General features: G+C 42.5%; 24 protein-coding genes. 16 read left to right on the top strand and 8 right to left on the bottom strand.

The features are described 5' to 3' along the window. Positions 1-34 precede the first annotated feature (34 nt). Together A7D14_RS15525 and A7D14_RS15520 are read right to left on the bottom strand one after the other, a co-directional pair. Positions 35-1,585 carry a ribonuclease E/G gene (locus tag A7D14_RS15525; protein ID WP_067036649.1) on the bottom strand — a complete coding sequence of 517 codons (1,551 nt, stop codon included), beginning with the start codon at positions 1,583-1,585 and terminating at the stop codon, positions 35-37. 272 nt (positions 1,586-1,857) lie between these two features. Further along, positions 1,858-2,148, bottom strand: a complete 291-nt coding sequence (locus A7D14_RS15520; protein WP_036380395.1) for an HU family DNA-binding protein — start codon at positions 2,146-2,148, stop codon at positions 1,858-1,860. A 123-nt stretch (positions 2,149-2,271) separates the two neighbouring features. Here A7D14_RS15520 and mutY point away from each other — a divergent pair, with 123 nt between their 5' ends. From mutY to gldD, 4 genes are read left to right on the top strand one after another with little or no spacing between them, the layout of a single operon-like run. Continuing rightward, positions 2,272-3,309, top strand: a complete 1,038-nt coding sequence (gene mutY, locus A7D14_RS15515; RefSeq protein WP_067036647.1) for an A/G-specific adenine glycosylase — start codon at positions 2,272-2,274, stop codon at positions 3,307-3,309. Positions 3,310-3,332: 23 nt separating this feature from the next. Continuing rightward, positions 3,333-3,791, top strand: a complete 459-nt coding sequence (locus A7D14_RS15510) for a single-stranded DNA-binding protein (RefSeq protein ID WP_067036644.1) — start codon at positions 3,333-3,335, stop codon at positions 3,789-3,791. A gap of 23 nt (positions 3,792-3,814) precedes the next feature. Further along, the gene (locus tag A7D14_RS15505) at positions 3,815-5,125 is read left to right on the top strand and encodes a gliding motility-associated protein GldE (RefSeq protein ID WP_067036641.1); all 1,311 of its coding nucleotides are present in this window, start codon (positions 3,815-3,817) and stop codon (positions 5,123-5,125) included. Continuing rightward, complete coding sequence (gene gldD / locus A7D14_RS15500; protein WP_067036638.1) at positions 5,115-5,672, top strand: gliding motility lipoprotein GldD; 558 nt, start codon at positions 5,115-5,117, stop codon at positions 5,670-5,672. Before A7D14_RS15505 ends, gldD begins: the two co-directional genes overlap by 11 nt. On the opposite strand, the gene A7D14_RS15495 is transcribed toward gldD, so the two are convergent. Beyond that, positions 5,673-6,107, bottom strand: a complete 435-nt coding sequence (locus A7D14_RS15495; protein ID WP_067036635.1) for a hypothetical protein — start codon at positions 6,105-6,107, stop codon at positions 5,673-5,675. Positions 6,108-6,350: 243 nt separating this feature from the next. Here A7D14_RS15495 and A7D14_RS15490 point away from each other — a divergent pair, with 243 nt between their 5' ends. Together A7D14_RS15490 and A7D14_RS15485 are read left to right on the top strand one after the other, a co-directional pair. Beyond that, complete coding sequence (locus A7D14_RS15490; protein WP_067036633.1) at positions 6,351-6,647, top strand: hypothetical protein; 297 nt, start codon at positions 6,351-6,353, stop codon at positions 6,645-6,647. 79 nt (positions 6,648-6,726) lie between these two features. Next, entirely contained in the window at positions 6,727-8,826 is a 2,100-nt protein-coding gene (locus tag A7D14_RS15485; RefSeq protein ID WP_067036778.1) for a TonB-dependent receptor domain-containing protein, read from the top strand. A gap of 183 nt (positions 8,827-9,009) precedes the next feature. On the opposite strand, the gene A7D14_RS15480 is transcribed toward A7D14_RS15485, so the two are convergent. Further along, positions 9,010-11,082, bottom strand: a complete 2,073-nt coding sequence (locus A7D14_RS15480; RefSeq protein WP_067036630.1) for a M16 family metallopeptidase — start codon at positions 11,080-11,082, stop codon at positions 9,010-9,012. 1 nt (position 11,083) lies between these two features. Beyond that, entirely contained in the window at positions 11,084-12,406 is a 1,323-nt protein-coding gene (locus tag A7D14_RS15475; RefSeq protein WP_067036627.1) for a M16 family metallopeptidase, read from the bottom strand. 190 nt (positions 12,407-12,596) lie between these two features. Here A7D14_RS15475 and A7D14_RS15470 point away from each other — a divergent pair, with 190 nt between their 5' ends. From A7D14_RS15470 to rpmA, 3 genes are all read left to right on the top strand, one after another. Beyond that, positions 12,597-13,043 (top strand): DUF4199 domain-containing protein, encoded by a 447-nt coding sequence (locus A7D14_RS15470; protein ID WP_067036625.1) that lies wholly within the window; start codon positions 12,597-12,599, stop codon positions 13,041-13,043. Positions 13,044-13,146: 103 nt separating this feature from the next. Next, positions 13,147-13,695: a 50S ribosomal protein L21 gene (gene rplU / locus A7D14_RS15465; protein WP_067036622.1), complete on the top strand. Its 549-nt coding sequence runs from the start codon at positions 13,147-13,149 to the stop codon at positions 13,693-13,695. A gap of 24 nt (positions 13,696-13,719) precedes the next feature. After that, on the top strand, positions 13,720-13,980 hold the full coding sequence (gene rpmA / locus A7D14_RS15460; protein ID WP_067036619.1) for a 50S ribosomal protein L27: 261 nt from the start codon (positions 13,720-13,722) through the stop codon (positions 13,978-13,980). Between the two features lie 189 nt (positions 13,981-14,169). Here rpmA and A7D14_RS15455 read toward each other — a convergent pair whose 3' ends face one another. Then, positions 14,170-15,303 carry a D-TA family PLP-dependent enzyme gene (locus A7D14_RS15455; RefSeq protein ID WP_255307474.1) on the bottom strand — a complete coding sequence of 378 codons (1,134 nt, stop codon included), beginning with the start codon at positions 15,301-15,303 and terminating at the stop codon, positions 14,170-14,172. Positions 15,304-15,455: 152 nt separating this feature from the next. On the opposite strand from A7D14_RS15455, the gene A7D14_RS15450 reads away from it, so the two are divergent. Beyond that, complete coding sequence (locus A7D14_RS15450) at positions 15,456-16,034, top strand: DUF3332 domain-containing protein (protein WP_067036616.1); 579 nt, start codon at positions 15,456-15,458, stop codon at positions 16,032-16,034. Between the two features lie 68 nt (positions 16,035-16,102). On the opposite strand, the gene ahcY is transcribed toward A7D14_RS15450, so the two are convergent. Beyond that, positions 16,103-17,419, bottom strand: coding sequence for an adenosylhomocysteinase (ahcY, locus tag A7D14_RS15445; RefSeq protein WP_067036613.1), 1,317 nt, complete (start codon positions 17,417-17,419; stop codon positions 16,103-16,105). 75 nt (positions 17,420-17,494) lie between these two features. On the opposite strand from ahcY, the gene A7D14_RS15440 reads away from it, so the two are divergent. From A7D14_RS15440 to A7D14_RS15415, 6 genes are all read left to right on the top strand, one after another. Further along, positions 17,495-18,136, top strand: coding sequence for a 4'-phosphopantetheinyl transferase family protein (locus A7D14_RS15440; RefSeq protein WP_067036610.1), 642 nt, complete (start codon positions 17,495-17,497; stop codon positions 18,134-18,136). 44 nt (positions 18,137-18,180) lie between these two features. Further along, positions 18,181-18,441: a YkoF family thiamine/hydroxymethylpyrimidine-binding protein gene (locus A7D14_RS15435; RefSeq protein WP_067036607.1), complete on the top strand. Its 261-nt coding sequence runs from the start codon at positions 18,181-18,183 to the stop codon at positions 18,439-18,441. Next, a complete protein-coding gene (gene pnuC, locus A7D14_RS15430) occupies positions 18,425-19,066 on the top strand; it encodes a nicotinamide riboside transporter PnuC (protein ID WP_083158122.1) in 642 nt (213 codons plus the stop codon). Before A7D14_RS15435 ends, pnuC begins: the two co-directional genes overlap by 17 nt. Further along, positions 19,021-21,120: a DUF4301 family protein gene (locus A7D14_RS15425; RefSeq protein WP_067036604.1), complete on the top strand. Its 2,100-nt coding sequence runs from the start codon at positions 19,021-19,023 to the stop codon at positions 21,118-21,120. The genes pnuC and A7D14_RS15425 overlap by 46 nt, the downstream gene beginning before the upstream one ends. Positions 21,121-21,354: 234 nt before the next feature. After that, positions 21,355-21,657, top strand: a complete 303-nt coding sequence (locus tag A7D14_RS15420) for a hypothetical protein (protein WP_067036601.1) — start codon at positions 21,355-21,357, stop codon at positions 21,655-21,657. Positions 21,658-21,794: 137 nt separating this feature from the next. Beyond that, on the top strand, positions 21,795-23,126 hold the full coding sequence (locus A7D14_RS15415) for a sigma-54-dependent transcriptional regulator (RefSeq protein ID WP_067036597.1): 1,332 nt from the start codon (positions 21,795-21,797) through the stop codon (positions 23,124-23,126). Here A7D14_RS15415 and A7D14_RS15410 read toward each other — a convergent pair. Further along, a complete protein-coding gene (locus A7D14_RS15410; protein ID WP_067036770.1) occupies positions 23,101-25,572 on the bottom strand; it encodes a hybrid sensor histidine kinase/response regulator in 2,472 nt (823 codons plus the stop codon). The genes A7D14_RS15415 and A7D14_RS15410 overlap by 26 nt on opposite strands. Positions 25,573-25,579: the final 7 nt, after the last annotated feature.

The following is a 25,579-nucleotide window of genomic DNA, read 5'->3' as shown; positions in this document are numbered from 1 at the left end:
AACAAAAAAGCGACCCCATTTCTGGAGTCGCTTTTTATGGTCGTATTGTTTTGCCGTCTTTGTCTTTAAAACGGTATTCAAGGTATTTATAGGCATCCCTAGGTTGAACTTTCACCCATTTTTTATAGGTTTTGAACCACTTGGAACGTATGGATGGGAATCCTTTGGTGAGGTAGGCCGCAATAAACGGATGTATATTCAATACAATTCCGTTGTTTTTGTGGTCTCCTTTCAAGATTCGCTCCAAATCCGACTGAATATGGTCTATTAAGACGATTGGGGCTTCCACTTCGGCACCGGTGCCATTGGGGTTTTCCTCGCTGGTCTTAATGTTCATTTCTGGACGAACCCGTTGTCTTGTAATCTGTACAAGTCCAAACTTACTGGGCGGCAAAATCTTGTGTTTTGCCCTGTCATCCTTCATTTCATTCCGTAGGTGATCAAACAGTTTTCGTCTGTGCTCACCTCGGGTCATATCTATAAAATCCACTACTATGATTCCGCCCATGTCACGCAAACGCAATTGTCTGGCAATTTCTGTTGCGGCGAGCATGTTCACTTCCAAAGCGGTATCCTCTTGGTTCTTGGCCTTGTTGGAACGGTTGCCACTGTTCACGTCAATGACGTGCAGGGCTTCGGTATGTTCTATAACAAGATATGCCCCACGGCTCATTGAGGCCGTGCGTCCGAACGAGGTCTTGATCTGACGCTCGATCCCGAACTTTTCAAAAATGGGGGCAGGACCGGAATACTGCTTTACAATGGATTCCTTTTCGGGTGCTATTTCGTGCACATAATCCTTGATCTGGTTGAAGAGCGTTTCGTCATCAACATAGATTCCCGTGAAGGAATCGTTGAAAACATCCCGTAAAATGGACGAAGCCCTGTTGAGCTCGACCAATACTTTGGAGGGATGCGGTGCTCTTTGCAATTTCTTGCACATTGTTATCCATTTGGAAAACAAGTTCTGAAGATCTTTGTCTAGTTCTGCAACTTTTTTGCCTTCTGCTACGGTACGGATAATAACCCCAAATCCTTTGGGCTTAATGCTCTTTACAAGTCGTATGAGCCTGTCCTTTTCCTCCTTGCTCGCTATCTTTTGCGATACCGAGACCCTGTCTGAAAAAGGCACCATGACCAAGTAACGCCCAGCAATGGAAAGTTCTGAGCTGATTCTTGGACCCTTGGTGGAGATGGGTTCCTTAACAATTTGTACCAATAATGACTGATTGGCTTTGATCACATCATTGATGCTGCCATTCTTGTCTATATCTTTTTCAAATGGAAAATCTTTGAGGGCAAAGTCTTTTAACCGCCCTGTTCTAACTTTTTTTATGAATTTTAACATGGAGGACAATTGCGGACCAAGGTCATGATAGTGCAGGAACGCATCTTTTTCATAACCCACGTTGACAAATGCCGCGTTTAGGCCTGTAACGGGTTTTCGTATCTTGGCTAGGAAGATATCCCCTACGGAAAAGTTGTTGTTGTCCTCTTCTTTGTGTAATTCTATAAGTTTTCCATCCTTGAGTAAGGCAAAATCGACTGCATCAGGACTAGATCTAACAATTAGTTCTCTATTCACCTGAATCGATTTTGTATCTATCCCATTACAATTTTTGGGATAAATGATTAAACAATATATAGAATCGGTTATTTTTCGAACCGACTGAAATTCGTTTCTTGAATCTCTATGTCAAAGAACGTCTAAATACAAAATGAAAAAGTAGTTGGCTATCAACTACTTTTTCTTGTGTCGGTTAGCTCTCCTGCGTTTTTTACGCTTATGGGTAGCTACCTTATGTCTTTTTCTTTTTTTACCACTCGGCATACGGCTCTCCTTTTGTGTTAGTTATATTATTTTACTTGTACGTTGCTCTTAACTCCCTCAACAAACACTTTTGCCGGTTTAAAGGCTGGAATGTTGTGTGCTGGAATCTTGATGGTAGTGTTCTTTGAAATGTTCCTACCTGTTTTTTCCGCTCTTGTCTTGATGATAAAGCTTCCAAAACCTCTTAAATAAACGTTGTCTCCGTTTTCCAAGGAAGACTTAACCTCCTCCATAAAAGATTCTACTGTTGCTTGTACGTCTCCTTTTTCAATTCCTAGTTTTTCTGAGATTCTAGTTACAATATCTGCTTTCGTCATTTCTCTTGATTATTTTTCTTATTTTTTCGGCTTGCAAATATAAAAATTAAAATTAATCTTTCGTTTAAAGCCTTTAATTTTAAGTATATAAACTCATACATTTTGGCAATAGTATTTTTCTAGATGTCTTTTTCTCAAAAAATTTTGGAGTGGTACAGTGCAAATAAGCGGGAACTTCCATGGCGTTCAACCCGCGATCCCTACAAGATTTGGCTGTCCGAAATCATTCTCCAACAGACCAGGGTTGTCCAGGGAATGCCGTATTATCAAAGGTTTTTGGAAACCTTCCCCAACGTGGATGATCTTGCGAGTGCTTCAGAAGAAAAAGTCTTGAAACTCTGGCAGGGGCTGGGCTATTATTCCAGGGCCAGAAATCTCCATGCCACTGCTAAAATGGTTGTGGAAGATTATGACGGTGTATTTCCCAAAACCTATAAAGGGTTAAAATCCCTGAAAGGAGTGGGCGATTATACCGCAAGTGCCATCGCTTCCATCTGCTTTGATCTCCCAGAACCGGTTGTTGATGGCAATGTATATCGCGTGCTGGCCAGATACTTTGGAGTGGATTTGCCCATCAACAGTTCCGAAGGAACCAAATATTTTAAGGAACTGGCCAGAGAGGTGATGGATACCAAGAACATTCGGGATTATAACCAAGGCATTATGGAGTTTGGTGCCATACAATGTGCGCCAAAAAAACCCTACTGCCTTCATTGCCCCTTGCAGGACAGTTGTGTTGCCCTAAAAGAGAATAAAGTGGATGTGCTTCCGGTAAAATTGAACAAGACCAAGATCAAGAACCGTTATTTCAATTATTTGGTTTTTCTGGATGGGGAAGAAAATACCTTGTTGGAACAGCGAAAAGGACGAGGAATATGGCAAAACCTATATCAATTTCCCTTATTGGAATCAGAAAAAGAGCTTCATGAAGAGGAAATGGAGAAAAAATTGACCCATGGGAACGGTTTTCCAGAAATGGAATCCCTTTCTTTACATAATAATGATATCATCACACATAAACTCTCCCATCAGCATTTGCACACCAAGTTTTGGATCCTAAAAACAGGACAATTGTTGGAAAATGGGATTTCATGGCAGAAAATAAAAGCTTTTCCCGTTCCAGTTTTGATCGCGGATTTCATTCAAAAATTTAAAATTTAGTACTTTTGACTAATTAAAGACGTATGAGCGGAACATTGAATAAAGTAATGCTGATCGGGCATTTGGGAGACGAAGTGAAAATGCACTATTTTGAAGGAGGCAACTGCATTGGGCGATTTCCTTTGGCCACCAACGAGACCTATACCAATAGGCAGACTGGGGAGAAGGTCACCAATACAGATTGGCACAATATTGTGGTGAGGAACAAGGCCGCTGAAATTTGTGAAAAGTACCTTAGCAAAGGAGATAAGGTATATGTGGAAGGAAGACTCAAGAACAGGCAATGGCAAGGGGAAGATGGTAATATGCGGTACACTACAGAGGTGCATGTGCAGGACTTTACCTTCTTGACCACCAAAAAGGAGAGTATGGCCAATGCGCAACAAACATCTGGAACCCAACCTCAGAGTGGGCCCACTAAACCTTCTGCGCCAGAAGCTCCTATTGATGATACTGAAGAGGATGACGACCTACCCTTTTAAATACAAGTTTAAAGCAATTCAATTTGGATCCTGAGCCCCATTGTTTGGTGTTTTTCTTCGCAGCGGTTAATGGTATCTTCACCATAAAAATAGTCGTGCTTTTGCTTCTTCTAGGTGGATCGGCCATGATTTCGGGAGCTGAAGTGGCCCTGTTTGGCCTTTCCCAAACCGATTTGAACGAGATGCAGGAAAAGGACACATCCCGAGGAAAACTGATCGTTCGATTATTGGAGAAGCCCAAAAAACTGCTTGCTACCATCCTTATTGCAAACAACGCCATCAATATTGGTATTGTGCTGTTGTTCAGTTCCATTGGAAATACCATTTTTTCAGAAATTGAAGGAACTTGGCGTTTTTTGTTGGAAGTGGTGGTCGCCACATTCCTGATCTTGATGTTTGGGGAAATCCTTCCAAAAATATATGCCAATAGAAACCGGGTACAATTTTCGTATTTCATGGCCTTGCCCTTAAAAGGATTGAGCTTTATGTTTACCCCCTTGAGCGCTCCCATGCGTTCCGCCACCCTTTTTTTGGAGGATAAGTTGGGAAAACAGAAATCCAGTTTCAACGTCAACCATCTGTCCCAGGCCTTGGAATTGGCTTCGGAGGGGGACACCACAAAGGAGGAACAGAAGATTTTGGAAGGCATTGTTACCTTCGGCAACACGGACACCAAGCAGGTAATGCGCCCCCGGATAGATATTTTTGCCCTCAACGAGAAAATGAAATTCCCAGAGGTTCTTCAGGAAATCAAAAAAAATGGATACTCACGGATTCCCGTTTTCTCGGAAAATATGGACAACGTGCTGGGCGTTCTCTATGTGAAGGACCTTTTGCCCTACATAGACCGAAAGACCTTTAATTGGATGTCACTGATCCGTGAACCCTATTTTGTTCCGGAGAATAAAAAACTGGATGATCTCTTGTTGGAATTTCAGGATATGAAGAACCATTTGGCCGTGGTGGTGGATGAATACGGCGGAACATCGGGCATTGTAACCTTGGAGGACATTATTGAGGAAATAGTGGGCGATATCAGCGATGAATTTGATGATGAAGACCTTGTTTTCTCGAAATTGGACGAACACAATTACGTTTTTGATGGAAAAACGGCACTAAAAGACTTTTATAGGGTGGTGAAGATTGAAAATGAGGAGGAGTTTGAATCAAAAAAGGGAGAGTCAGAAACCATTGCCGGGTTTGTATTGGAGATTTCGGGAAGTTTTCCCAAACGCGGTGAAAAAGTGCTCTTCAACAACTATGAGTTCATTGTGGAGAATCTGGACAGAAAAAGATTAAAACGCATAAAAGTTACACTGCCCCATGAAGCATAACCTTCTTTTTTATTTGTTTTTGACGATTCTTGTGGTCAGCTGTAAGGATGATGTTCAGCCCAAACCTAAAGCTATGCTTCGTTTGGACTATCCAATGGCCAATTATGCCGAATCTGCAATTGATTGTCCCTACACTTTTGATAAGAATACATTCTCCAATATAAAGGAGAACACGGACTGCTCCTTGGTTTTGGACTATCCCATGATGAAGGGATCCATCTATCTTACCTACAAAGCTGTGAACGGAAACTTGGACACTTTGTTGGTAGATGCCCAAAAACTGTCCTATGAGCACGTAAGGAAAGCGGACAACATTATTGACCAGCCTTTTGTGAACCCAGAGGATGGCGTATATGGCATGTTTTACGAAGTAAGTGGCAATGCTGCCTCCCAATCCCAATTTTATGTGACCGACAGTACGGAGCACTTTGTAACCGGGTCACTCTACTTTTATGCCAAGCCCAATTACGATTCCATTCTTCCCGCGGCCATGTACCTACAGAACGACATCAGGAGAATTATGGAAAGTTTACGATGGAAAAAGTGATTATTGTACGGTGTCCTTGGCAAGCAGGGTTTGGGCCCTCTCAATGCTGCCGTTGATTTTTTCCTTGACCACTTTCACCTTTTCTTCCTCTTCGTCCAGCCATTGCTGTTTTTCTTCGGAAAGCTCCTTGCCGTTCAATATTTCATCGGAATTAAACCGGTCCCCAAAATCTTTCATCCAATCCATCATTGCGGTGTTCGCTTCCTGAAGGTCTTTCATGGCAACCTCGTACTTTTGGCCCATTTCGGTAGTGTCCACTTTTGCTTTGAGTTCACCCACTAATTTGCCAATGGTTCCCATTTTGGGCATCACCTCGTCATGGATGGCCATTACTTTTTCCATTTGGGTGGGGCCTTCAGGGGCTTTTTTCACTTCCTTACAAGATGAGAATGTTGTGGAGATGATTAAAACGGATAAAAAAATAAATTTTTTCATGGATTTGATTTACGCAGTACAAATTTAAGGATCTAAATTATTGTTGGGGCCAATAAACCTCCAATATGTGTTAATGTATGATTATTATCAGGCAATAGTATTTTCCGCAGACTTATATTTGCATTTCTATCTGGTAATTGAAAACTTTTGCTCGGGTCATCACAACATATATCTAAAAAGCAGCTTGTCGTTACTTGTCTTTTTACGGCCTTTATTTTGATGAGCAACCTGCGCTTTTCCTCGATGTACCTCTATTATAGCATTGATAGGGACGGTTTTATTGAGCAACTTTGCGAGAACAAGGACAAACCGGAGCTTAACTGCGACGGTAAATGCATGTTGGCCCAAATGCTCCAAGCACAGACTGATGATGAACAGCCCATGCCCATAATAGGTTGGGAACAAGTATTGGTCTTTTTGGTTGAGCCCTTGAATTTTGGTCTACAGAATACAGCGGAAGTGGAAAAAACATATTTCCACTACAACAACAACTATTCCTTCAGCTATAGCAATACCGCATATAAACCTCCTATGGTTTAAGATGTATCAATAAAACGGCAAACACCATTGCCGAACAGGTATAATCTTAAACATAAAATCAAAAATGAATAGAATTGCAATGGCAAAACTTTGCGTTTTGCTTTTTGGGACAGGTGTGTCCTATGCCCAAGTACAATCCCCTCAGGATACTCTATCCAATAAACTAGTGAAATTGGATGAGGTCTTGGTAGAAGGAGAACGAAAAACAGACCCTGTTTTTTCAGCTTTTACAAGCGAACCCGAGAAGAAAATCGTTCAATCCAAGAATGTGGCGGACCTATTTAAGGACATCAATGGTTTTGCCTTGATCAAAAGGGGCAATTATGCCATAGATCCATCATTTCGTGCCACACAATATGAACAACTGAACGTTCAATTTAACGGAGGAACCAAGGTGATGCATGCATGCCCCAACCGTATGGATCCCATTACAACTCATGTTATACCGGAAGAAATAGAACGGGTCGAGGTTGTAAAGGGACCTTACACCTTTAGGTATGGCCCCACCTTTGGTGGAATTGTGAATTTGGTGACCCAAGAAGTTGAAAAACAGGAAAAAGGATACCACGGAAAAGTGAATTTTGGAGGTGAAAACAATGGAAACGCCATTACCAGTTATGCCAATGTAAAATACGTTGGGGAAGAGTTCGATGTCAACCTCAATTTTGGATTACGTGATTTTGGGAACTACGAAGACGGTGATGGGAATGAGGTGCCGTCATCCTTCAAGAGTACAGATTATGGTGTTCAGTTGGGGTACAATCCAACAGAAAATCAGCGGATTCAACTTGGATTCCGACAGTCTTTTGGAAGGGATGTGCTACATGCCGGCCTTCCCATGGATACAGAAGAGGATAACAGCAATGTGCTTTCCGTGGATTATAAACTGGACAATATTTCAGATGGACTAAAAACCCTGAGTGCCAAGATATATCGCTCCAAAGTGGACCATCTTATGACGAATGAATTGCGTCCAACTTTTATGATGATGGAGGCCGTATCAGAAGTTGATGCCCTTACTGTTGGTGGTAGAATTGAACTGGAATGGAGACCTGTTGAGAACTTTAAACTTTACACTGGGGTAGATGCCTTTTCCGTGGGGAGAACCGGAGCCAGGACCCGCTTGGTGAAAAGGAACATGATGACCGGGGAAGCACTCCCCATGCCCATGGAATTTGTGGATGAGGTTTGGCAAGATTCCCAAATTGATGACTACGGAGCATTTGTGGAAGGAAAATATCCACTAACTGAAAAACTTTTGTTGAACGCTGGGGCAAGGTACGATGTGGTGCGCTCCAAAACAGATGCGCCAGCAGATGATTTTGTTGCGGAATATCCCGATTTGGATACAAGAACGGAGCATAACTTTAGTACAACAGCATCATTTAAATATATGGCCACATCCAATTTGTTATTTGAGTTGGCTTATGGTAGAGGAGTGCGTTCCGCAAATATGATCGAGCACTTCATCAACCATTTTACAGTAGGTCAGGATCCTTACGAATATGTGGGTAATCCCTATTTGGATGCCGAAGTAAACAATCAGTTTGAGTTGGGTGTAAAGGCCAATACCCGTTTTGAGGGCTACCCGTTCAACCGATTGGATTATGGCGCATCGGTCTATTATGCCATGTACGAGGATTATATTGTTGCCGTGATAGACCCGACCTTGGACAAAAAGTACATGCCCATGGCAGAACCCACCGAAGTAAAACGGTTCACCAATTTGGACAAAGCTTATAAAACCGGCTTTGAAGTTTTTGGGGAACTGGCTTTCTTGGATGATTTTGCCTTTAAGACGGAGCTATCTTATGTGTATGCCAAAAATCAGGATTTGGATGAATCCCTTCCGTTGACACCACCTTTGGTGACCCGTTTCAATTTAAGTTTTGAAAAGGAGAAATTTTGGACCAAGGCCACTTATACGCTGACTTCCGAACAATCCAATATTGCGAATTCCTTTGGAGAGCAAAGTACGGTTGGTTACGGGATTGTGGATTTAAGTTTTGGGGCAAAACCCTTTGAACATTTGACGGTTGGCATTGCCGCATCCAACATTTTTGATGTAGCCTACAATAATCATTTGAACTTTTCCTTTGTGAACCAAGCAGATTATGGTCGGGTGCCCATCAATGACCCCGGAAGGAATCTATCTGCCTTTATACAATATAGTTTTTAGAAGATAGGCACAAATAAAAGATGTTGTCCAAAAGCCATTTAACTTTAACCATGTCAGGTTGAGCCCTTCGGCTACGCTCAGGATAAACTAAAGTCGAAACCCTTTGCTTATACAAATTTTATTGGGTTCTCGACTGCGTTCGAACTGACTAACGTGAGCTTTTGGACAACACTTTTTCATTTATTATTTGAAATCCGAAGCACTTACCCCTTCATTCACCTTGAGTTCCTTCACAGTAAATTCAAAGTTTTGTGGCCCCATGCTCTGTGATAATTTAAAGGGAAATTTGACTCCGGATACTTCTTGGTAGTCATCGTACCCTACTATGTTCTGCATTTGTTGCCCCTGTATCTCTTCTACTGATACTTCCTGAACCTTTAAACCGGATTCGGTATCATAATAAGCCGTCTTTTTGTCGGTAATCTTCAGCTTATAGGCTTTTTTGTCACCAACAGGCCCAATGCCTTCTAGGGAAACATCTCCTGCGGTTAAGTAGTTAAGCTCGGGAAAAGCGGCAGATTCTTCCTTGATTTTTGCAATTTCTTCAGGTGAGAGGTCTTTTCGCTGCCCTTGCACCACCATATAACCCGAATCACCGTCCAAAACTTGTTTTTGCATGGAGTTGCCCTGTACTTTTATGTCTTGCATGAATTGGTCTTGGGAGGTCTTCTTCATCTCAAGTTCCAAGGTTGTGCCCTGCATTTCGGCTTCGGCGATCATGGCATAGGACTCAACCGCTTCCAATTTGGCCTTTCCTCCAATGGCTTCAATATAGTTTTCCAAGACCATGTTTGCACTCATGCCTTCCGGAATTGCCACATTATACGCTGGCTTTTCGGTTTTGTTGGCATATTTATCATAATACAGGACAGGAACCTCTTTCCCGTTGAAGCGTACTTTTTCCAAGTTTTCCAAAACATCGCTTCCCTTTCCGGTAACAACCACGCGGGCATTGGTGGTGGAAAAGTGCTTTTTGGCTGCTTGGAGCACATCTTCTTTGGTAATGGCATCCAATCGTTCCAGATAGGTTTCATAAAAATTCTTTGGAAGGTCCTCGGTTTCAATATTTAATGCGTATTCGGCAACGGTTTCAGGTTTTTCGAGGGCCATCACAAAACTTCCTGCATATTTGGCCTTTGCGTTTGCCAGTTCTTCATCGGAGACGGGCTCTGAGGTCATTTTATCTATCTCTTTCAAGATTTCGACCACGGAGCTATCGGTAACGGTATTTCTGACTTGCGCATAGGCGTTAAAACGCATTGGACTGAATTTATTGGCCCTTAAACCGGAATAGGAACCGTAGGTGTACCCTTTGTCCTCTCTTAAGTTTTTGAACAAACGGGCCTGTGAACCTCCCCCTAAAATTCTATTGGCCAAGAGTGCATCAAGGTAGTCCTCGTCCTTCATTTTTAGGTGGGTGATGTTTTCCACCGCAACTTCGGACTGCACGGCGTTGGGCACATCAACAAAGTTGATTTGGGTGTACTGCACATCTTTTGGGTCGGAATAGCTAAAAGATGGCGGTGCTGCTTTGGACCATGGTGTGAACGCCTTGGTCACCAAATCTTTCACGTTTTCAAATTCTACATCACCGATTACGACCAAATAAGCGTTGGCGGGAACAAAATAAGACCGGTAGAATTGCTCCACATCGACTAGGGTCACATTGTTAACGGTCTCCTCGGTCATAAATTCACCAAAGGGGTGGTTTTTTCCGTAGGCCAAGGCCAATTGAACCCTGTCCGCAATGGCGGAAACGTCTTTTTCCTCGGATTTGATTCCTGTAATGATTTTCTCTTTTTCCTTTTCAAATTCTTCTTGAAGGAAATCCGGATTGAGTGCGGCATCGGCCATCAATTCCAAGATTCTTGGGAAATATTTGGACAAAGAACTTGCAAATGCACTTTGATCACCAATGTAAATGTTGGCTCCCAAGAAATCCACTTCTTCGTAGAATTCATCTTTGGGAATGTTTTTGGAACCTTTGCCCAACATGCTTCCCGTAAGTGCGGATACCCCAGCTTTGTCACCCTCTAAAATAGGTGGGTTGTCGATGGAAAGCTGAATACGGACCCTGGGTAATTTGTGGTTTTCCACGACGAGGACCTTCAAGCCATTTTTAAGCTCAAAACGGGCAGGCTCTTTTAAGTTGATCTTGGGAGCAGGACCAGCTTCTGGTGGCGTACTCCTATCAATTTGTGCGTATGAGGCCGTCATAAATAAAGACAGCACAGTTAAAATTAAATACTTTTTCATCTTAATTAGCGTCTTTTTGTTCTGGTAAATACTCCAATTCCAATCGTTGGTTTACCTTTAAATATTTTTTGGCCACCTCCATGATTTCCTCGCGGGTAATGGAACGGTAAATATCAATCTCGGTGTTGATGAGGTTGGTGTCGTCCTTCAGCATATAATTTTCTGCCAATGAGTTGGCGATGCCCTCAACACTACTGTTGGCATTTACAAATTGGTTCTCGAACTTGTTCTGAAGTTTTTGGTAATCTTTTTCGGAAATCAACTCCATTTGAAGTTTTAAGATTTCTTCATCGATCTCTTTTTTGATGTCCTGAATGGAATTTTCCCCAACCGGAAGGCCCCCAACGATGTAGGAGCTGTAATCTTCCGCATCAACAGGCACGGAAAGTATTTGCAGTGCCATTTTTTTCTCGTCCACCAATTTTTTGTAGAGTTTGGAGCTTTCCCCATCACTTAAATAAGTAGAAATCATGTTGATGACATAAGCATCCCGTTGTCCCTGCCCCGGTGTTCTATAAGCCAACAAAATTGCAGGGATTTGAATGTTGGGGTCGTGATATTTTGCAAACTTGGTATTTGTAATAGGTTCTTCCTTAACGTTGGGACGCTCGATTTCGGCACCTCTTGGAATAGGTCCAAAATAATCCTCGATCATCTTTTTGGTTTTGGCGGTCTCAAAATCGCCGGCTATGACCAAAACAGCGTTATTGGGCACATAATAGGTTTTATTGAACTTTTTAAAATCGTCCAACGTGGCGCTTGCCAAATGATCTAAGGAACCGATAACTCCCCAGCGGTATCGGTGGTCCGTGTAAAGATTCTTCAAGATTTGCTCAAAAAATGCACCGTAAGGAGCATTGTCCGTTCTGAGCCTTCTTTCTTCTTGCACCACTTCTTTCTGGGTATCTACGCCAACTTGACCAATGATCGGATGCATCAACCGTTCCGATTCCAGCCAAAGGCCAACTTCCAAACTGTTGGAAGGGAAAACTTCATAATAATAGGTGCGATCCAAAAAGGTGTTGGCATTATGCCTACCTCCATTGGAAGCAACAATTTGGTCCCATTCACCTCGTTCAATGTTTTTGGTTCCTTCAAACAATAAGTGTTCAAAAAAGTGGGCAAAACCCGTTTTGTCGGGGTCTTCATCCTTAGATCCCACATGGTACATAACCGATGTGGTAACCACAGGTGCGCCGTTGTCCTGATGCAGGATCACATGCAGGCCATTGTCCAGATCATACTCTTCAAAAGCTACTTCTTGTGCTGCAATGAAGTTGCCCATGGCAAGTATGAAAAGCACAGCTAATAAACGTCTTTTCATAATACGTAATTTTAATGTTGGTATACGATGTACTACTGAGGTTGGTATTGATTATTTGATTGATGTTAGGTTAAATATAGAACAAAATTTGCAAGCGGAATAAATAAGGGAGGACAAGTCTTTAAAAGAATGTATGGGATAATTCGTAAACATTCAGTAAATTAAACATCGCATCCAAAAATAAAACGAGATGAAAAATTTAACCCTTCCCATTCGTTTTGGGATAGTTACAAGTGCTGTTCTTATTGCGTATTTTTTGATCTTGTCCCTTATGGGAAAGCACACCAATGTGTTCTTTAGCCTGTTCAACGGGGTCATTACCGGGTTCGGCATTTATGAAACCATTAAGTACACGAAGCTTAGACAAGGCAAGGGGTTCAATTATGGAAATGGATTTACCGCAGGCATCACCACAGGATTTATAGCTACCCTGTTGTTCACCATTTTCTTCGCTTTTTATAGTACGGAGTTGGACAGCGCCTATTTGGATGAACTCTCCAAAGTGTGGTCCAAGGACTATAAAAACTTTCAAGGGATTGTTTTCTTTACGGTAGCTATTATGGGTTTTGCCACCACCTTGGTTTTGACGCTTTCCTTTATGCAACTGTTTAAATCCACCAAAAATCAGAAAAAATAATGCCCCAAAGAGGGATATTATACTTGTAGATTAATGATTTAGCAGTATATTTGCACCCGCTAATTTGATAAAGCGACCATAAATTTAATCTAATTAACGCATTATGTACGCAATTGTAGAGATGGCAGGGCAGCAATTTAAAGTTGCAAAAGACCAGAAAGTGTACGTTCACCGTTTGCAGACCGAAGAAGGTAAAAAAGTTACTTTTGACAAAGTGCTTCTTTTGGATGATAATGGTAACGTTACCATTGGCGCCCCGGTCATAGAAGGTGCGGCTGTTGAGGCCAAAGTTGTTAAACACCTTAAGGGAGATAAGGTAATCGTCTTCAAAAAGAAAAGACGTAAAGGATACCAAAAGAAAAACGGTCACAGACAATATTTGACTGAAATCGTTGTTGAAGGTATCGTGGCCAAAGGAGCTAAAAAAGCCGCTCCTACCAAGGCCAAAACTGAGGAAAAACCTGCTGCTGAGCCTAAGAAGGCCGAAGCCAAAAAGGTAGAAGCTCCAAAAAAAGAAGCTCCAAAAGCAAAGGCTACCGAGGACTTGAGCTCCAAAACTGTAGCAGAGTTGAAGGAAATGGCAAAAGCCAAGGAAATTACCGGTTACTCTTCCATGAAGAAAGCCGAGTTGATTGAAGCGTTAAGTAAATAAGACACGAACTAAAATTTATATATCATGGCTCACAAGAAAGGTGTAGGTAGTTCAAAAAACGGTAGAGAATCAGAATCGAAACGCTTGGGCGTTAAGATTTTTGGTGGTCAGGCAGCTGTTGCCGGCAACATCATTGTTAGACAACGTGGTACCAAGCACAATCCTGGCGATAATGTTTACGCAGGAAAAGACCATACTTTGCATGCCAAAGTAGATGGCTTGGTTAAGTTTGAGAAAAAAGTAGGTGGTAAATCCTATGTTTCCATCGAACCTTTTGAAGCTTAACAAGCAACAATAATATTCAATTGAAAGGCTCCGCAATAGCGGGGCCTTTTTTGTTTACCATTAATTTTAGGTGTGTCATTGCCGAAAGGTGATGTTGGTGGGGGAGAACAGCCTGAATAGCCTTTTCCCAGCTTAGAACGACCAAATAAACTTCTATTTTTACGATTTGGGCAAATTTTTGGACTTGGATTAGAAGCGCAATTTCCGTTTTCGGGCTGTGATTTCCCACGAATCGGTTTTCAATCCATTTTCTATAACGGAAACCTCATCGTGCAGATTAATGGTCGGGCAGATGTGATAGGGAACTCCATAAAATACATCCCCAACGTTGTATTTGTCCCAATCTTTTACCTTGATCACACCGTGCTCTTCACTTTGTGAAAGCAGCTCGTAGTTGTCCAGGTTCAGGAATTTTACCCGTTTGTCAATGGGGTTTTCCGCAGCAACCGATTTATGGCCTAAATCCACAGTAATAATTCCCTCTGTAGGTTTGGAAATGACCCGGGTTACCAAAAGGGCAGCGTATTTAAAATTTTGCTCGGTCAACTTTTCACTATACCCCCAATCCCAAAGCACACAAGTGCCCGGGCTGGTTATTCTTTTTTCTTTTCGTAAATGCGAAGTGAACGAAGGCGTCCCCCCACAGATCAATTCGGCTTGGGGATAATCGTCTCGCAACGCTTCAAAATAGATTTCAACGTCTTTCACCCCTTTTTCTATCTTTTGGTTCCGAACCGTAAAATCAGGATCTCTTAAATGACCATCATAGGCATGAAGTCCTTTGAAAACCAATGACTTGCATATTTTCAAATACGCCATAAGCTCATCCAATCCCGGACCAATTTCAATTCCGGAACGGTCCATGCCATTGTTGATGTCAATATAAATAGGGACGGTAAGTTCTTGCCCCAACGCTTTTTGGTTCAAAAGCTCTGCGCTATCCTCGTTATCCAAAATGGTGCAAAACTGGGTTTCGGGATAGTGTTTGACCAAACGCAAAAGGCGGTCTATTTTGGGACCAACCAGTTGGTGGGCAATTAAAACGGAATTAGCCCCGGCCTCAGCTGCAATTTCAGCCTCAGCAATGGTGGAAGCCTTAAAATTAGTGATTCCCGACTCCAACAATAGCTCCATTACCTTGGGCATTTTGTTGGTTTTGATATGCGGCATCAGTCTTTCAGTTTGGCCGTCCATCAAGGTAATCATCTCATTGATGTTGTAGTTGAGATGTTCCAAGTACAAAGCTATCGAAGGGGAGTCTACCGTTTCCACATTTTTGATTTCGTACCAATCTTTGGCCATTGTCGCTACTGTTTTTTCCATTTTGATTTGGAAAACAATGTAATCATTTGTGCGGAAAAATGATTTGAATTTGTTGGAATTTGAATTTTTCGCCCAAAAGCGATGGTAGCTAACACATTAAATTTTAAAACCTTTTCGTAGCTTTAAGAACATTAACTATAAATCTTAGTACCATGAAAAAATTCACCACGTGTTTGTTATTATCTTCTGCTATTTTGTTCTCAAGCTGTTTGGGTTCATTCAAGGCATTCAATAATCTTAAGGATTGGAACCAAGGAGCCACGGACAGTAAGTTTTTGGACAACCTAATTTTTTGGGGACTGAACATCGTTCCTGTTTATGGACTGTTTTTTCTTGGAGATGTGCTTATTTTCAACGTAATCGAGTTTTGGTCGGGATCTAACCCCATTGCCATGAAACCTGGGGAATCTGAGACCCAAATGGTCGAACACGACGGAAACACCTTTAAAATGGTGGCGACCCAGAACAGGATTCAGGTCACTGTAGTGGATGGCCCTAAAAAAGGGAAGAAAATAGATTTGGTGTACAAACCAGATGAAAAATCGTGGAATGCCATCCGTCCCAACGGGGAAGTGATCAAACTATCCTCTTTTGAAGAAGGTTTCTACATTGTATACATGCCCAATGGAGAGAAAATCAAAATTGACCCTATGACCACTAGGGAAGAGGGATTGGCCATTCTACAAGAAAATAAGACCTGTTATTATTCCGAAAGCCTTTTGGCGGATTAAAACCAAAACCCACTAAAAAACCCATGGTGTTTGCCATGGGTTTTTTGTTTTATAAAAACTTTTTATGCTTAATAGCGATAATAATCCGGCTTAAACGGTCCTTTTACTTCTACACCGATATATTCCGCTTGGTCTTCCTTAAGCTCGGTGAGCTCCGCACCTAAACGGGCCAAATGCAATTGGGCCACTTTTTCATCCAAATGCTTGGGAAGCATGTATACCTCGTTTTCGTATTTGTCGCTGTGGTTCCAAAGCTCAATCTGTGCCAATGTTTGGTTGGTGAACGAGTTGCTCATCACAAAACTGGGATGCCCTGTGGCACAGCCCAAATTTACCAATCGGCCTTCGGCCAAAACAATGAGGTCCTTGCCATTGATGGTGTACTTGTCCACCTGTGGTTTTATTTCATCCTTGGTATTTCCATAAGCCCCATTCAACCAGGCCATGTCAATTTCATTGTCAAAATGGCCAATATTGCAGACAATGGCCTTGTCCTTCAAAGCACGGAAATGCTCTTCACGGATAATATCCTTGTTCCCTGTGGCGGTAATGACCACATCGGCATTGGAGATAACGTTTTCCAACTTTTTCACCTCAAAACCGTCCATGCAGGCCTGTAGGGCACAAATGGGGTCAATTTCAGTAACGGTAACAATGGCACCCGCGCCTCGGAAAGAAGCAGCGGTTCCTTTTCCAACATCCCCATAGCCGGCAACTACGACACGTTTTCCGGCCAACATGGTATCGGTAGCCCTTCTGATGGCATCCACGGCACTCTCACGACAACCGTATTTGTTATCAAATTTGGACTTGGTCACGGAATCGTTCACATTAATGGCAGGCATGGGCAGTGTACCCTTCTTCATTCGTTCGTACAAACGGTGGACTCCCGTTGTGGTCTCTTCAGAAAGTCCCCGGATTCCCGCAGCCAACTCAGGATACTTGTCAAAAACCATATTGGTGAGGTCTCCCCCATCATCCAAGATCATATTTAAAGGCTGCCTGTCTTCTCCAAAAAACAAGGTCTGTTCAATGCACCAGTTAAACTCTTCCTCGTTCATGCCTTTCCAGGCATAGACGGGAATGCCGGCAGCTGCTATGGCTGCGGCAGCATGGTCTTGGGTTGAAAAAATGTTACAGGAACTCCAGGTAACATCGGCGCCCAGGGCCACCAAAGTTTCGATCAAGACAGCCGTTTGTATGGTCATGTGTAGGCAACCGGCAATTCGCGCGCCCTTCAAGGGCTGTTCCTTACCGTATTCCTCACGCAATGCCATAAGTCCGGGCATTTCGGCCTCGGCAAGCTCAATCTCTTTTCTTCCCCATTGGGCCAGGGAAATGTCCTTTACCTTATAAGGTACATACGGAATTGTCTTTGTGCTCATAACTTTATATAAATTTACTTTTGTAGCTTCGCTTTATTAGTGCGACAAAGATACGAATTCGCTTAACTTTTGTTGATGCCCATTTACAAAACCATAACAGTTTCGCCAACAACATCGGTCTATATTTGGAAGGTGACCGAGACAGAACAGGATTTGGCCGATGGAATTGAATTGACCCCACATTGCCAAAACCGAATGGATGGCATGAAATCTGAAGCACACCGAACCGCTTTTTTGAGTATCAGGCATTTAATGGCCCAAGCAGGGTATGTGGATCAAGATTTGTTTTATGACGATTTTGGAAAACCGCATTTAAAGGATGGAAAGCACATTTCCATTACCCACTCGCACAATTTTACGGGAATCATAGTAAGCGAAACCGACGAGGTGGGCATCGATATAGAGATGCAGCGAGGCAAAATCCTTCGGATTGCCCATAAATTCACACCCATTCAGGAGTATAAAACCTTGGCCAATACCGATGCGCTTATCAGAAAGCTCACCATTGTGTGGGGGGCCAAGGAATCGCTCTACAAGATCTATGCGCAACAGGGATTGAGTTTTTTAAGGCACATCAATGTCATGGATTTTACCTTTGAGGACTCCCGAACCGTGGCCGAAATTTTATACAAGGGCAAAAAATCGCACTATGAAATTGAATTTTTGGAATTTGAAGGCTTCACCTGCGTATATGCCCTAAAAATGATGGGGGGTTGACGATTCCTTTTTGTAGTTTTGCCCCTGAAAATTCTGCATAGCCCATGAAAATATCCGTTGAACTTACCCTCACGCCGCTTCAAGATGATTTTGAGCCCCCGATCATTGATTTTATCAAAAAATTGCGTGATTCTGGACTCACGGTCTTGGAAAACCCGTTGAGCACCCAGGTGTATGGGGAGTACGATAAGGTCATGGAAGTGCTTCAAACCGAGATCAGGGAAGCTTTTGAGAATCTGGAACATGTGGTATTGACCATGAAAATGGTAAAATCGGACCGAAGCGACTATGAACCCCATTTTTGATTTCTTTCTTGGGCCCTACGAAGATCGGGAACTTTCCCTGATCATTCTGGAGGCCACCGCTTTTTTCTTTGGGATAGCCAGTGTGGTCTATGCCAAACGAGAGGATATTATGGTCTACCCCACTGGCCTGGTGGCCACGGCCATAACCACGTACATTTTCTTTGTAGATCGTTTGCTGGGGGATATGATGATGAACTTCTACTTTTCCATCATGAGTATTTATGGATGGTGGAACTGGTCCAGAAGAAAAAAGAACAGGGAGTTTGTAGTGAAGATTTCACGGACAAGCACCAAGGAAAAATGGATTGGGTTTGGTCTTTTCCTGCTGACCTTATTGGTAACCTACGGGGTGTACGTAGCATTTGGGGCAGAAATAAAGGCGACCAATTATGTGGACATCCTTACATCGGGCATCTTTTTTACCGGAATGTGGTACATGGCCAATAAAAAATTGGAAAATTGGACCCTTTGGATCGTGGGTGATTTAATAACCGTGCCTTTGTATGCATATAGGGGATGGGGCATGTTCTCACTGCAATACCTTATCTTCACCGTACTGGCCATTCAGGGATATTTAGCATGGAAGAAAGACTTGGACAAGACCCTACAGACCTCATCAGAGTAGTACTTTTTGGGCCAGAATCAACAGGAAAGACCACCTTGGCCGAAACACTGGCCCGGCATTACAATACGGAATGGGTTCCGGAATACGCCCGGGAATATCTTCAGAAAAAATGGGACCGGGAACAAAAAACCTGCGAACCCAAAGATCTTTTGCCTATTGCCTACGGACAGATGCAGCTGGAAAATGAGCTGGCCAAACGAGCCGACAAAATTCTTATTTGCGACACCGACCTTTTGGAAACCAAAGTATATTCAGAGGCCTATTATTTAGGCTCTTGTGATCCCATTTTGGAGAAATATGCTTTGCAGAATTCCTACGACCTCTATCTGCTGACCTATATTGATACCCCTTGGGAAGCAGACGATCTTCGGGACAAACCCGATGAACGGGAACGAATGTTTGCGTATTTCAAGGAAACTTTGGAAAAATATCACAGGAATTTTATTATTTTAAAGGGGGATAAAGCATCTCGGCTTTCAACAGCAATAAAACACATTGATAAACTTCTCCATAACATGATCGATTTAAGTCCAAAAGACTTGGAACAATTGGAAAGCAAAGGCATTTCCAAAGAAAAAGTAGCTCGCCAAATAGAAACCTTCAAAGAGGGAATCCCTTTTGTGGATTTGGTAAAGGCGGCAGTGGTTTCCAACGGTATCCTCCGGTTTTCTGAACAGGAACAAGAGGAACTCGTTCAATATTTTGAGAATTCCAGAGGCAATCTAGATCTCTTGAAATTTGTTCCCGCCTCTGGCGCAGCTTCCCGAATGTTCAAGGCCATGTTCAATTTTTTGGATGCATACGATCCGTCCAAGGAATCCCTTTCAGCCTATATAGAAAGAACGGGAGATGCCGATGCCAAAAAGTTTACCGACCAAATGCACAAGTTGCCCTTTTATGATTTGATCATGGACCGAATCAAGGGCAAAGCGGCCAACAAAGACGAGGAAGCCTACCTTTTTGTAAAGGAAATGCTGGTGGAAAATGGATTGAACTACGGTTTCTATCCCAAAGGACTGCTACCGTTCCATCAATACGATTCAGGAAGTGCCACCCCATTTGAAGAGCATTTAAAAGAAGCAGCCCTTTATGCCAAGACTGACGGAAAGGCCCATCTTCACTTTACCGTTTCGGAACAGCACGATGCTATGTTCGTCGAGGAAGAATCCAAAGTGGGCCCTAAAATTTCAAAGAAAACCGATACGGAATTTGATATTTCCTATTCCAATCAAAAACCATCCACCGATACCATTGCTGTGGATATGGAAAACAAACCGTTTAAAAATAGCGATGGTTCCATTTTGTTCAGGCCGGGGGGCCATGGAGCCCTAATTGAAAACCTGAACGACCAGGATGCCGATATCATCTTCATCAAGAACATAGACAATGTGGTGATAGACAAAAATTTGGACGAGGTGGCCAATAGCAAAAAAATGCTGGCCGGGGTACTTAAAAAAGTTCAGGATAAGGCATTTGCGTTTGCACAAGAGTTGGAAGATGGCAAGGTTTCCCCAGAAGCCGCAGATCAAATCAAAGCCTTTTTGGAAAGGGACCTTAATGTACGAATGCCCCAAAATTATGATGAACTGGACGTTGATGAACAACTTTCGGTGTTAAAGGATAAGATCAATAGGCCTATTCGAATATGTGGTATGGTAAAGAATGAAGGCGAACCCGGTGGTGGCCCGTTTTGGATAAAAGATGGAGAGGGCAACATTTCGCTACAGATCATTGAGTCTGCGCAAATAGATATGTCCAATGATGAACAAGCGGCCATTTTAAAGAATTCCACCCACTTTAATCCCGTTGATTTGGTCTGTGGGGTTAGAAATCATAAAGGAGAAAAGTACAATCTCTTGGATTTTGTGGATACCAAACAAGGGTTCATTACAGGCAAGACCCAAGAAGGCAAAGAATTGAAGGCCTTGGAACTTCCCGGGCTATGGAACGGGGCCATGGCCTTTTGGAACACCATTTTTGTTGAGGTGCCCTTGGTTACCTTTAATCCAGTGAAAACGGTCAATGATCTTTTGAAGCCTACACATCAAGCTTAATAACTTCATTTAAAGCTCGTGTAAATATACCCAACTTGTGGTTTTGGGGGCTTTTCTTGTATAAAAAGTATACGGTTTGAAAGGCTCTCTACACAATTTTACACAGTCGGGTAAATCGACCCAGCCCCATAACAAACATGTTTTCAGTTGATTATGTCAAATTGTGCTTGATATGAAATACTGGCACTGGTTTTTCATATAGATAGTCAAGTTTAACAATTAAAATCATATACCATGAAAAATCTAGTTTTAGCAACCGTACTATCTTTTGTAGGATTCACAGCTTTTGCCAGTGTAGAAACTCCTGAGTTGAATGTAGAAAAAGCAACCGTGATCACCGTTGGGGATTTTGAGGAAATCAATGTTTCTGACCTTCCTGAGGCCGTTACAACAGCCGTGGCACAAAATTACCCCACTGCCACGGTCGACAAAGCATACAAAAACGACAAAGACCAATACAAATTGGAATTGTCCTTGGAGGATGGTACCCAAGGTACCGTGTATGCTGATGCCGAAGGAAACTGGATTGAAATGTAATAGTTTTTATACCGTGTTAGGTTAGTTAGTTTGGTTAGCAAGGGCTGCATGTGCAGCCCTTTCTTTTTGTGATAATTTTATAAAACCTTGGGAGTCCCAAAAGTTGTTGGCATCGTATATTAGATACTGACACGATTATGCCCAAAATCTTGATCATTGAGGACGACACTTCTTTTTGTCAAATGCTGCAAAAGTTTTTGACGAGACATGATTTTGAGGTTTCCACAAGCTATTCCATAAAAGAAGCCGAGGAAAAATTAAGCACCTCCACTTTTGATGTCATTCTATCCGATGTTAGGCTCCCGAAAGGAAATGGGGTCTCTCTCCTCTCCCATATAAAAGAAGAATCTTCCAAGACCCAAGTCATTTTAATGACAGGATATGCAGAGGTAAAGACCGCCGTCAACGCTATGAAAAGGGGAGCATTTGATTACATTTCCAAACCGTTCACCCCAGAGGAAATTCTATCCGTGATCCAAAATGCTCTTGAGGCCAAACCCACCATAGATCAAAAGGAAAGGAAAGTCCAAAAAGAAGAACGGCAAAGCCATTTTTTGGCCGGGGAGAGCAAAAAGTCAAAGAAACTACAGCAATATGTGCAATTGGTGGCCCCCACCAATATGTCAGTTTTATTGACCGGGGAAAGTGGAACGGGAAAAGAGGTTACGGCCAAGGCCATTCATGCTGCCAGCAAGCGAGAAGGCCAAAATTTTGTGGCCGTAGACTGTGGCGCCATTCCCAAGGAAATTGCCACAAGCGAATTTTTTGGCCATGTCAAGGGTAGTTTTACGGGCGCCATTGAGGATAAAATAGGTCATTTTGAGGCTGCAAATGGCGGAACCCTTTTCTTGGATGAGGTGGGAAACCTTTCCTACGAACATCAAGTACAACTGCTTCGGGCCATTCAAGAACGAAAGATTAAACGGGTAGGCAGTACCAAGGAAATCCAATTGGATCTGCGCATTATAGCCGCAACCAATGAAAATCTGATGGAGGCCGTGGAAGAAGGAGATTTTCGGGAAGATCTATACCACCGCCTGAACGAGTTTTCCATTGAGGTGCCCTCCCTAAAGGAACGCACTGAGGACATCATGTTGTTTGCCAATTATTTTCTGGACAAGTCCAACGAGGAATTGGGCAAGGAAGTCATGGAGTTTTCGGAAGAGGTAAAACAAATGTTCCGCACCTATTCATGGCCCGGAAATCTGAGGGAAATGAAAAACATGATAAAACGTGCTGTTTTGTTTTCTGAGGGAGATACCGTTACGGTACAATCCGTTCCAGATGTGGTGGCCAATGGAACGGGAAGAATGGAATCATCCAATTTTTCAAAATCGGAATATGAAAAGGAACGGATTCTGAATGCCTTGAAACAGACCAATTTCAATAAGACCAAAGCGGCCAAACTCCTGGATATGACCCGAAAGACCCTTTACAATAAAATCAACCAATACCAACTGGAAGTGTAGTCAAGTATTTGGTTATTGCTTTTTCCAGCTTGGAAATGGTGTTTTTCAAACGGGTTAAATCAGCAAAAGCCTGTTTATTTTGAGCCTCTCCGTTCAAATGTTCCAATCGCTCAAGAATTGGAATGACCTCATTGACTTGTAACTGACGAAACATCGGAAGCATTTTATGGGAAATGGACCGTATTTCTTCCGTATCGTTCTGCTCAATGGCCGAAAATAAGAGTCCCATGTTTTTGGTGGTATTCTCCATAAAAACTTCAAGGACTTCCCTAACGGCATGGGTATTGTCCAAAAAACCTGCGATGCTTTCCGTATTGAATAGGTCCGTAGCTGGTTTTGGAACTTTCTCATTTTTGGGGATGGAATGATGGGTAGGCTCCGAATACACATGGATTTTTGATAGAATATCCAACAGGGATTCGCTGGAGAATGGTTTTTGAAGAACCCCTAAAAATCCTGCCTCAATATATGGGGTTTTGTCCCGGACTTTCTGCCCGGTCATGGCAATCACCGGTTGACCCTTGTAATGGGACAACTCATTTTGCTTTAGTTTTTCCAAAACGCCAAAACCGTCCACCTTGGGCATTTGAATATCGGTCAAGACGGCATCGTACTTTTGGGGAGGCCTTTTTGCAAGTTTGGAATAATTGGTAAAGGTTTGCACTTCAATTTTATTGACCCGACATAGTTCTTCCAACAGTCCCAGCATGGATTCGTCGTCATCAAGAATAAGCAATGACAAACGGCTTTGAAAATACTGTTTTTCGGTAATTTGAGTTGAAATAGGATTTTCTGAAAACTCAAAAGGAAGGGAGATGGTAAACGTGCTTCCCTTGCTTTTTTGACTTTCCAGCACCAAGGTTCCACCCAAAAGTTCGGTCAGTTTCTTCGAAATGGTGAGTCCCAAACCGTAACCGCCATATTTTTTCTCAGTAGTGTTCTCCGCTTGGGTAAACTCTTTGAAAATCAGTTCCTGTTTTTCTTTTTCAATCCCGATACCCGTATCCACCACTTTGATGATTGCTTTCTGCCCAGTGTTGTTTTCCTCAATCGAAGTAATGATTTTCACGAAACCTTTATCGGTGAACTTAAACGCATTGCCAATAATATTGGTAAGGATTTGACGCATTCGAAAGGGGTCGCTGAGAATGGGTTTGCTCAAATCCTCTGTAATATCAAATTGGAGTTCCACCTCTTTTTTGGAATGGATTTCCTTAAAATGCAGTGCGGTTTCCTCGATAAGGGAGTAAAGCACAAAAGGAACCCGTTCCAAATGTATTTTCCCAGCCTCCAGTTTTGAGAAATCCAACAGGTCATTGACCAAATTCTCCACGTAGCCCGAAGCGGATTTGACATTTTTCAGGTATCTCAGTTGCTTTTCATTGAGACCGCTATGTTCCATCAATTCCGAATAACCACTGATGGTGTTCAAAGGGGTTCGTAGATCATGACTCACCGTGGCAATCAACTGCTCCCTACTTTTGAGAATGGATTCCGAATTTTTCTTTTCCCGCTCCAGTTGGTCCCGATAGCGTTGGATTTTCCAATAATCCTGAGAAATAAGAAAAGTAAAAAGGATAACGATCAACAGGCCCAATACAATGGCACCTCCGGCCAGTCGGGTACTTCTTTTTAAAATTTGTTGCTGGTTGAGGTTGTTCCGAAAAGCTTTTTGCACAATGTCGCGTTCAAATGCAGAAATAATACTCCTCATTTTCTGTGAAAGCTCCAGGTCGGTCCTGTAAATCTGTAATTCTTTTTGAAACATGGAGCGTTCAATGGCCGCATTTTCAACTTTGGCCTTGTTTAAAATGGATTTGGAGACCTGAAGAATGGAATCTATGTTGTTGGCACTGGTGTTTCCGTTGGGGTTTGGGATGTTTTTGTTGAGAATGGCCACATATTCCCGGATGGATTCTTGCATTTTAGGGGACAATTGATTAAAGTTGGGGGCAAAGGTCTGTGGAGTGATTCGGCCCATGTCCACTTCCATTTTATGGAAGGCTTCAAGTATGGAATCAATGGAGGCCGTATTTTCGTTCTCCACTTTTAGTTTTCGAAGTTCAGCACTGTTGAACACCTTTTGCTGCAATAATTTTTGCACACTGTCCAACTTCGTAGCTTGATGGCCAACGCCATTGTCAACCAATGGTTTTAAAGAATCAATCAGGGTATTGATGGAATCCACTTTTTGTGCATAGGCCCTAAGGTTTTTTGGATTTTTGGTTTGAAGGGCCAACTTGGAAAGGTTTTCGGCCTCATACAGATTGGTCAGCAAAACATTGGTCTTTACCAACTTCAAACTATCATCTTCCTTGTTTTGTGAAGCCGTATAATTTTTGAATTCGGAATACATAAAAGCAGCGGCCAAAATCGCCAAAATGCCCAATACCACATAGCTGCTTATGATTTTTAAGGTAAACCTTCTCTTGGATTTATGGTCCATAGCCATC

It is taken from the genome of Allomuricauda sp. CP2A, from assembly GCF_001683915.1.
GTDB lineage: Bacteria > Bacteroidota > Bacteroidia > Flavobacteriales > Flavobacteriaceae > Flagellimonas.
The sequence above is the reverse complement of the archived record's forward strand: the minus strand, read 5'-3'. Positions and strand labels throughout refer to the sequence as shown.

What these genes read in the sequence shown, in the direction of transcription:
- pnuC (WP_083158122.1), top strand. Translation starts at nt 18,425, where the DNA reads ATGAACCCCATTTTTGATTTCTTTCTTGGGCCCTACGAAGATCGGGAA.
- gldD (WP_067036638.1), top strand. Translation starts at nt 5,115, where the DNA reads ATGAAGCATAACCTTCTTTTTTATTTGTTTTTGACGATTCTTGTGGTC.
- A7D14_RS15480 (WP_067036630.1), bottom strand. Translation starts at nt 11,082, where the DNA reads ATGAAAAAGTATTTAATTTTAACTGTGCTGTCTTTATTTATGACGGCC.
- A7D14_RS15520 (WP_036380395.1), bottom strand. Translation starts at nt 2,148, where the DNA reads ATGACGAAAGCAGATATTGTAACTAGAATCTCAGAAAAACTAGGAATT.
- rplU (WP_067036622.1), top strand. Translation starts at nt 13,147, where the DNA reads ATGTACGCAATTGTAGAGATGGCAGGGCAGCAATTTAAAGTTGCAAAA.
- A7D14_RS15420 (WP_067036601.1), top strand. Translation starts at nt 21,355, where the DNA reads ATGAAAAATCTAGTTTTAGCAACCGTACTATCTTTTGTAGGATTCACA.
- A7D14_RS15485 (WP_067036778.1), top strand. Translation starts at nt 6,727, where the DNA reads ATGGCAAAACTTTGCGTTTTGCTTTTTGGGACAGGTGTGTCCTATGCC.
- A7D14_RS15410 (WP_067036770.1), bottom strand. Translation starts at nt 25,572, where the DNA reads ATGGACCATAAATCCAAGAGAAGGTTTACCTTAAAAATCATAAGCAGC.
- mutY (WP_067036647.1), top strand. Translation starts at nt 2,272, where the DNA reads ATGTCTTTTTCTCAAAAAATTTTGGAGTGGTACAGTGCAAATAAGCGG.
- A7D14_RS15495 (WP_067036635.1), bottom strand. Translation starts at nt 6,107, where the DNA reads ATGAAAAAATTTATTTTTTTATCCGTTTTAATCATCTCCACAACATTC.
- rpmA (WP_067036619.1), top strand. Translation starts at nt 13,720, where the DNA reads ATGGCTCACAAGAAAGGTGTAGGTAGTTCAAAAAACGGTAGAGAATCA.
- A7D14_RS15510 (WP_067036644.1), top strand. Translation starts at nt 3,333, where the DNA reads ATGAGCGGAACATTGAATAAAGTAATGCTGATCGGGCATTTGGGAGAC.
- A7D14_RS15455 (WP_255307474.1), bottom strand. Translation starts at nt 15,303, where the DNA reads ATGGAAAAAACAGTAGCGACAATGGCCAAAGATTGGTACGAAATCAAA.
- A7D14_RS15470 (WP_067036625.1), top strand. Translation starts at nt 12,597, where the DNA reads ATGAAAAATTTAACCCTTCCCATTCGTTTTGGGATAGTTACAAGTGCT.
- A7D14_RS15475 (WP_067036627.1), bottom strand. Translation starts at nt 12,406, where the DNA reads ATGAAAAGACGTTTATTAGCTGTGCTTTTCATACTTGCCATGGGCAAC.
- A7D14_RS15450 (WP_067036616.1), top strand. Translation starts at nt 15,456, where the DNA reads ATGAAAAAATTCACCACGTGTTTGTTATTATCTTCTGCTATTTTGTTC.
- A7D14_RS15440 (WP_067036610.1), top strand. Translation starts at nt 17,495, where the DNA reads ATGCCCATTTACAAAACCATAACAGTTTCGCCAACAACATCGGTCTAT.
- A7D14_RS15425 (WP_067036604.1), top strand. Translation starts at nt 19,021, where the DNA reads ATGGAAGAAAGACTTGGACAAGACCCTACAGACCTCATCAGAGTAGTA.
- A7D14_RS15435 (WP_067036607.1), top strand. Translation starts at nt 18,181, where the DNA reads ATGAAAATATCCGTTGAACTTACCCTCACGCCGCTTCAAGATGATTTT.
- ahcY (WP_067036613.1), bottom strand. Translation starts at nt 17,419, where the DNA reads ATGAGCACAAAGACAATTCCGTATGTACCTTATAAGGTAAAGGACATT.
- A7D14_RS15415 (WP_067036597.1), top strand. Translation starts at nt 21,795, where the DNA reads ATGCCCAAAATCTTGATCATTGAGGACGACACTTCTTTTTGTCAAATG.
- A7D14_RS15490 (WP_067036633.1), top strand. Translation starts at nt 6,351, where the DNA reads ATGTACCTCTATTATAGCATTGATAGGGACGGTTTTATTGAGCAACTT.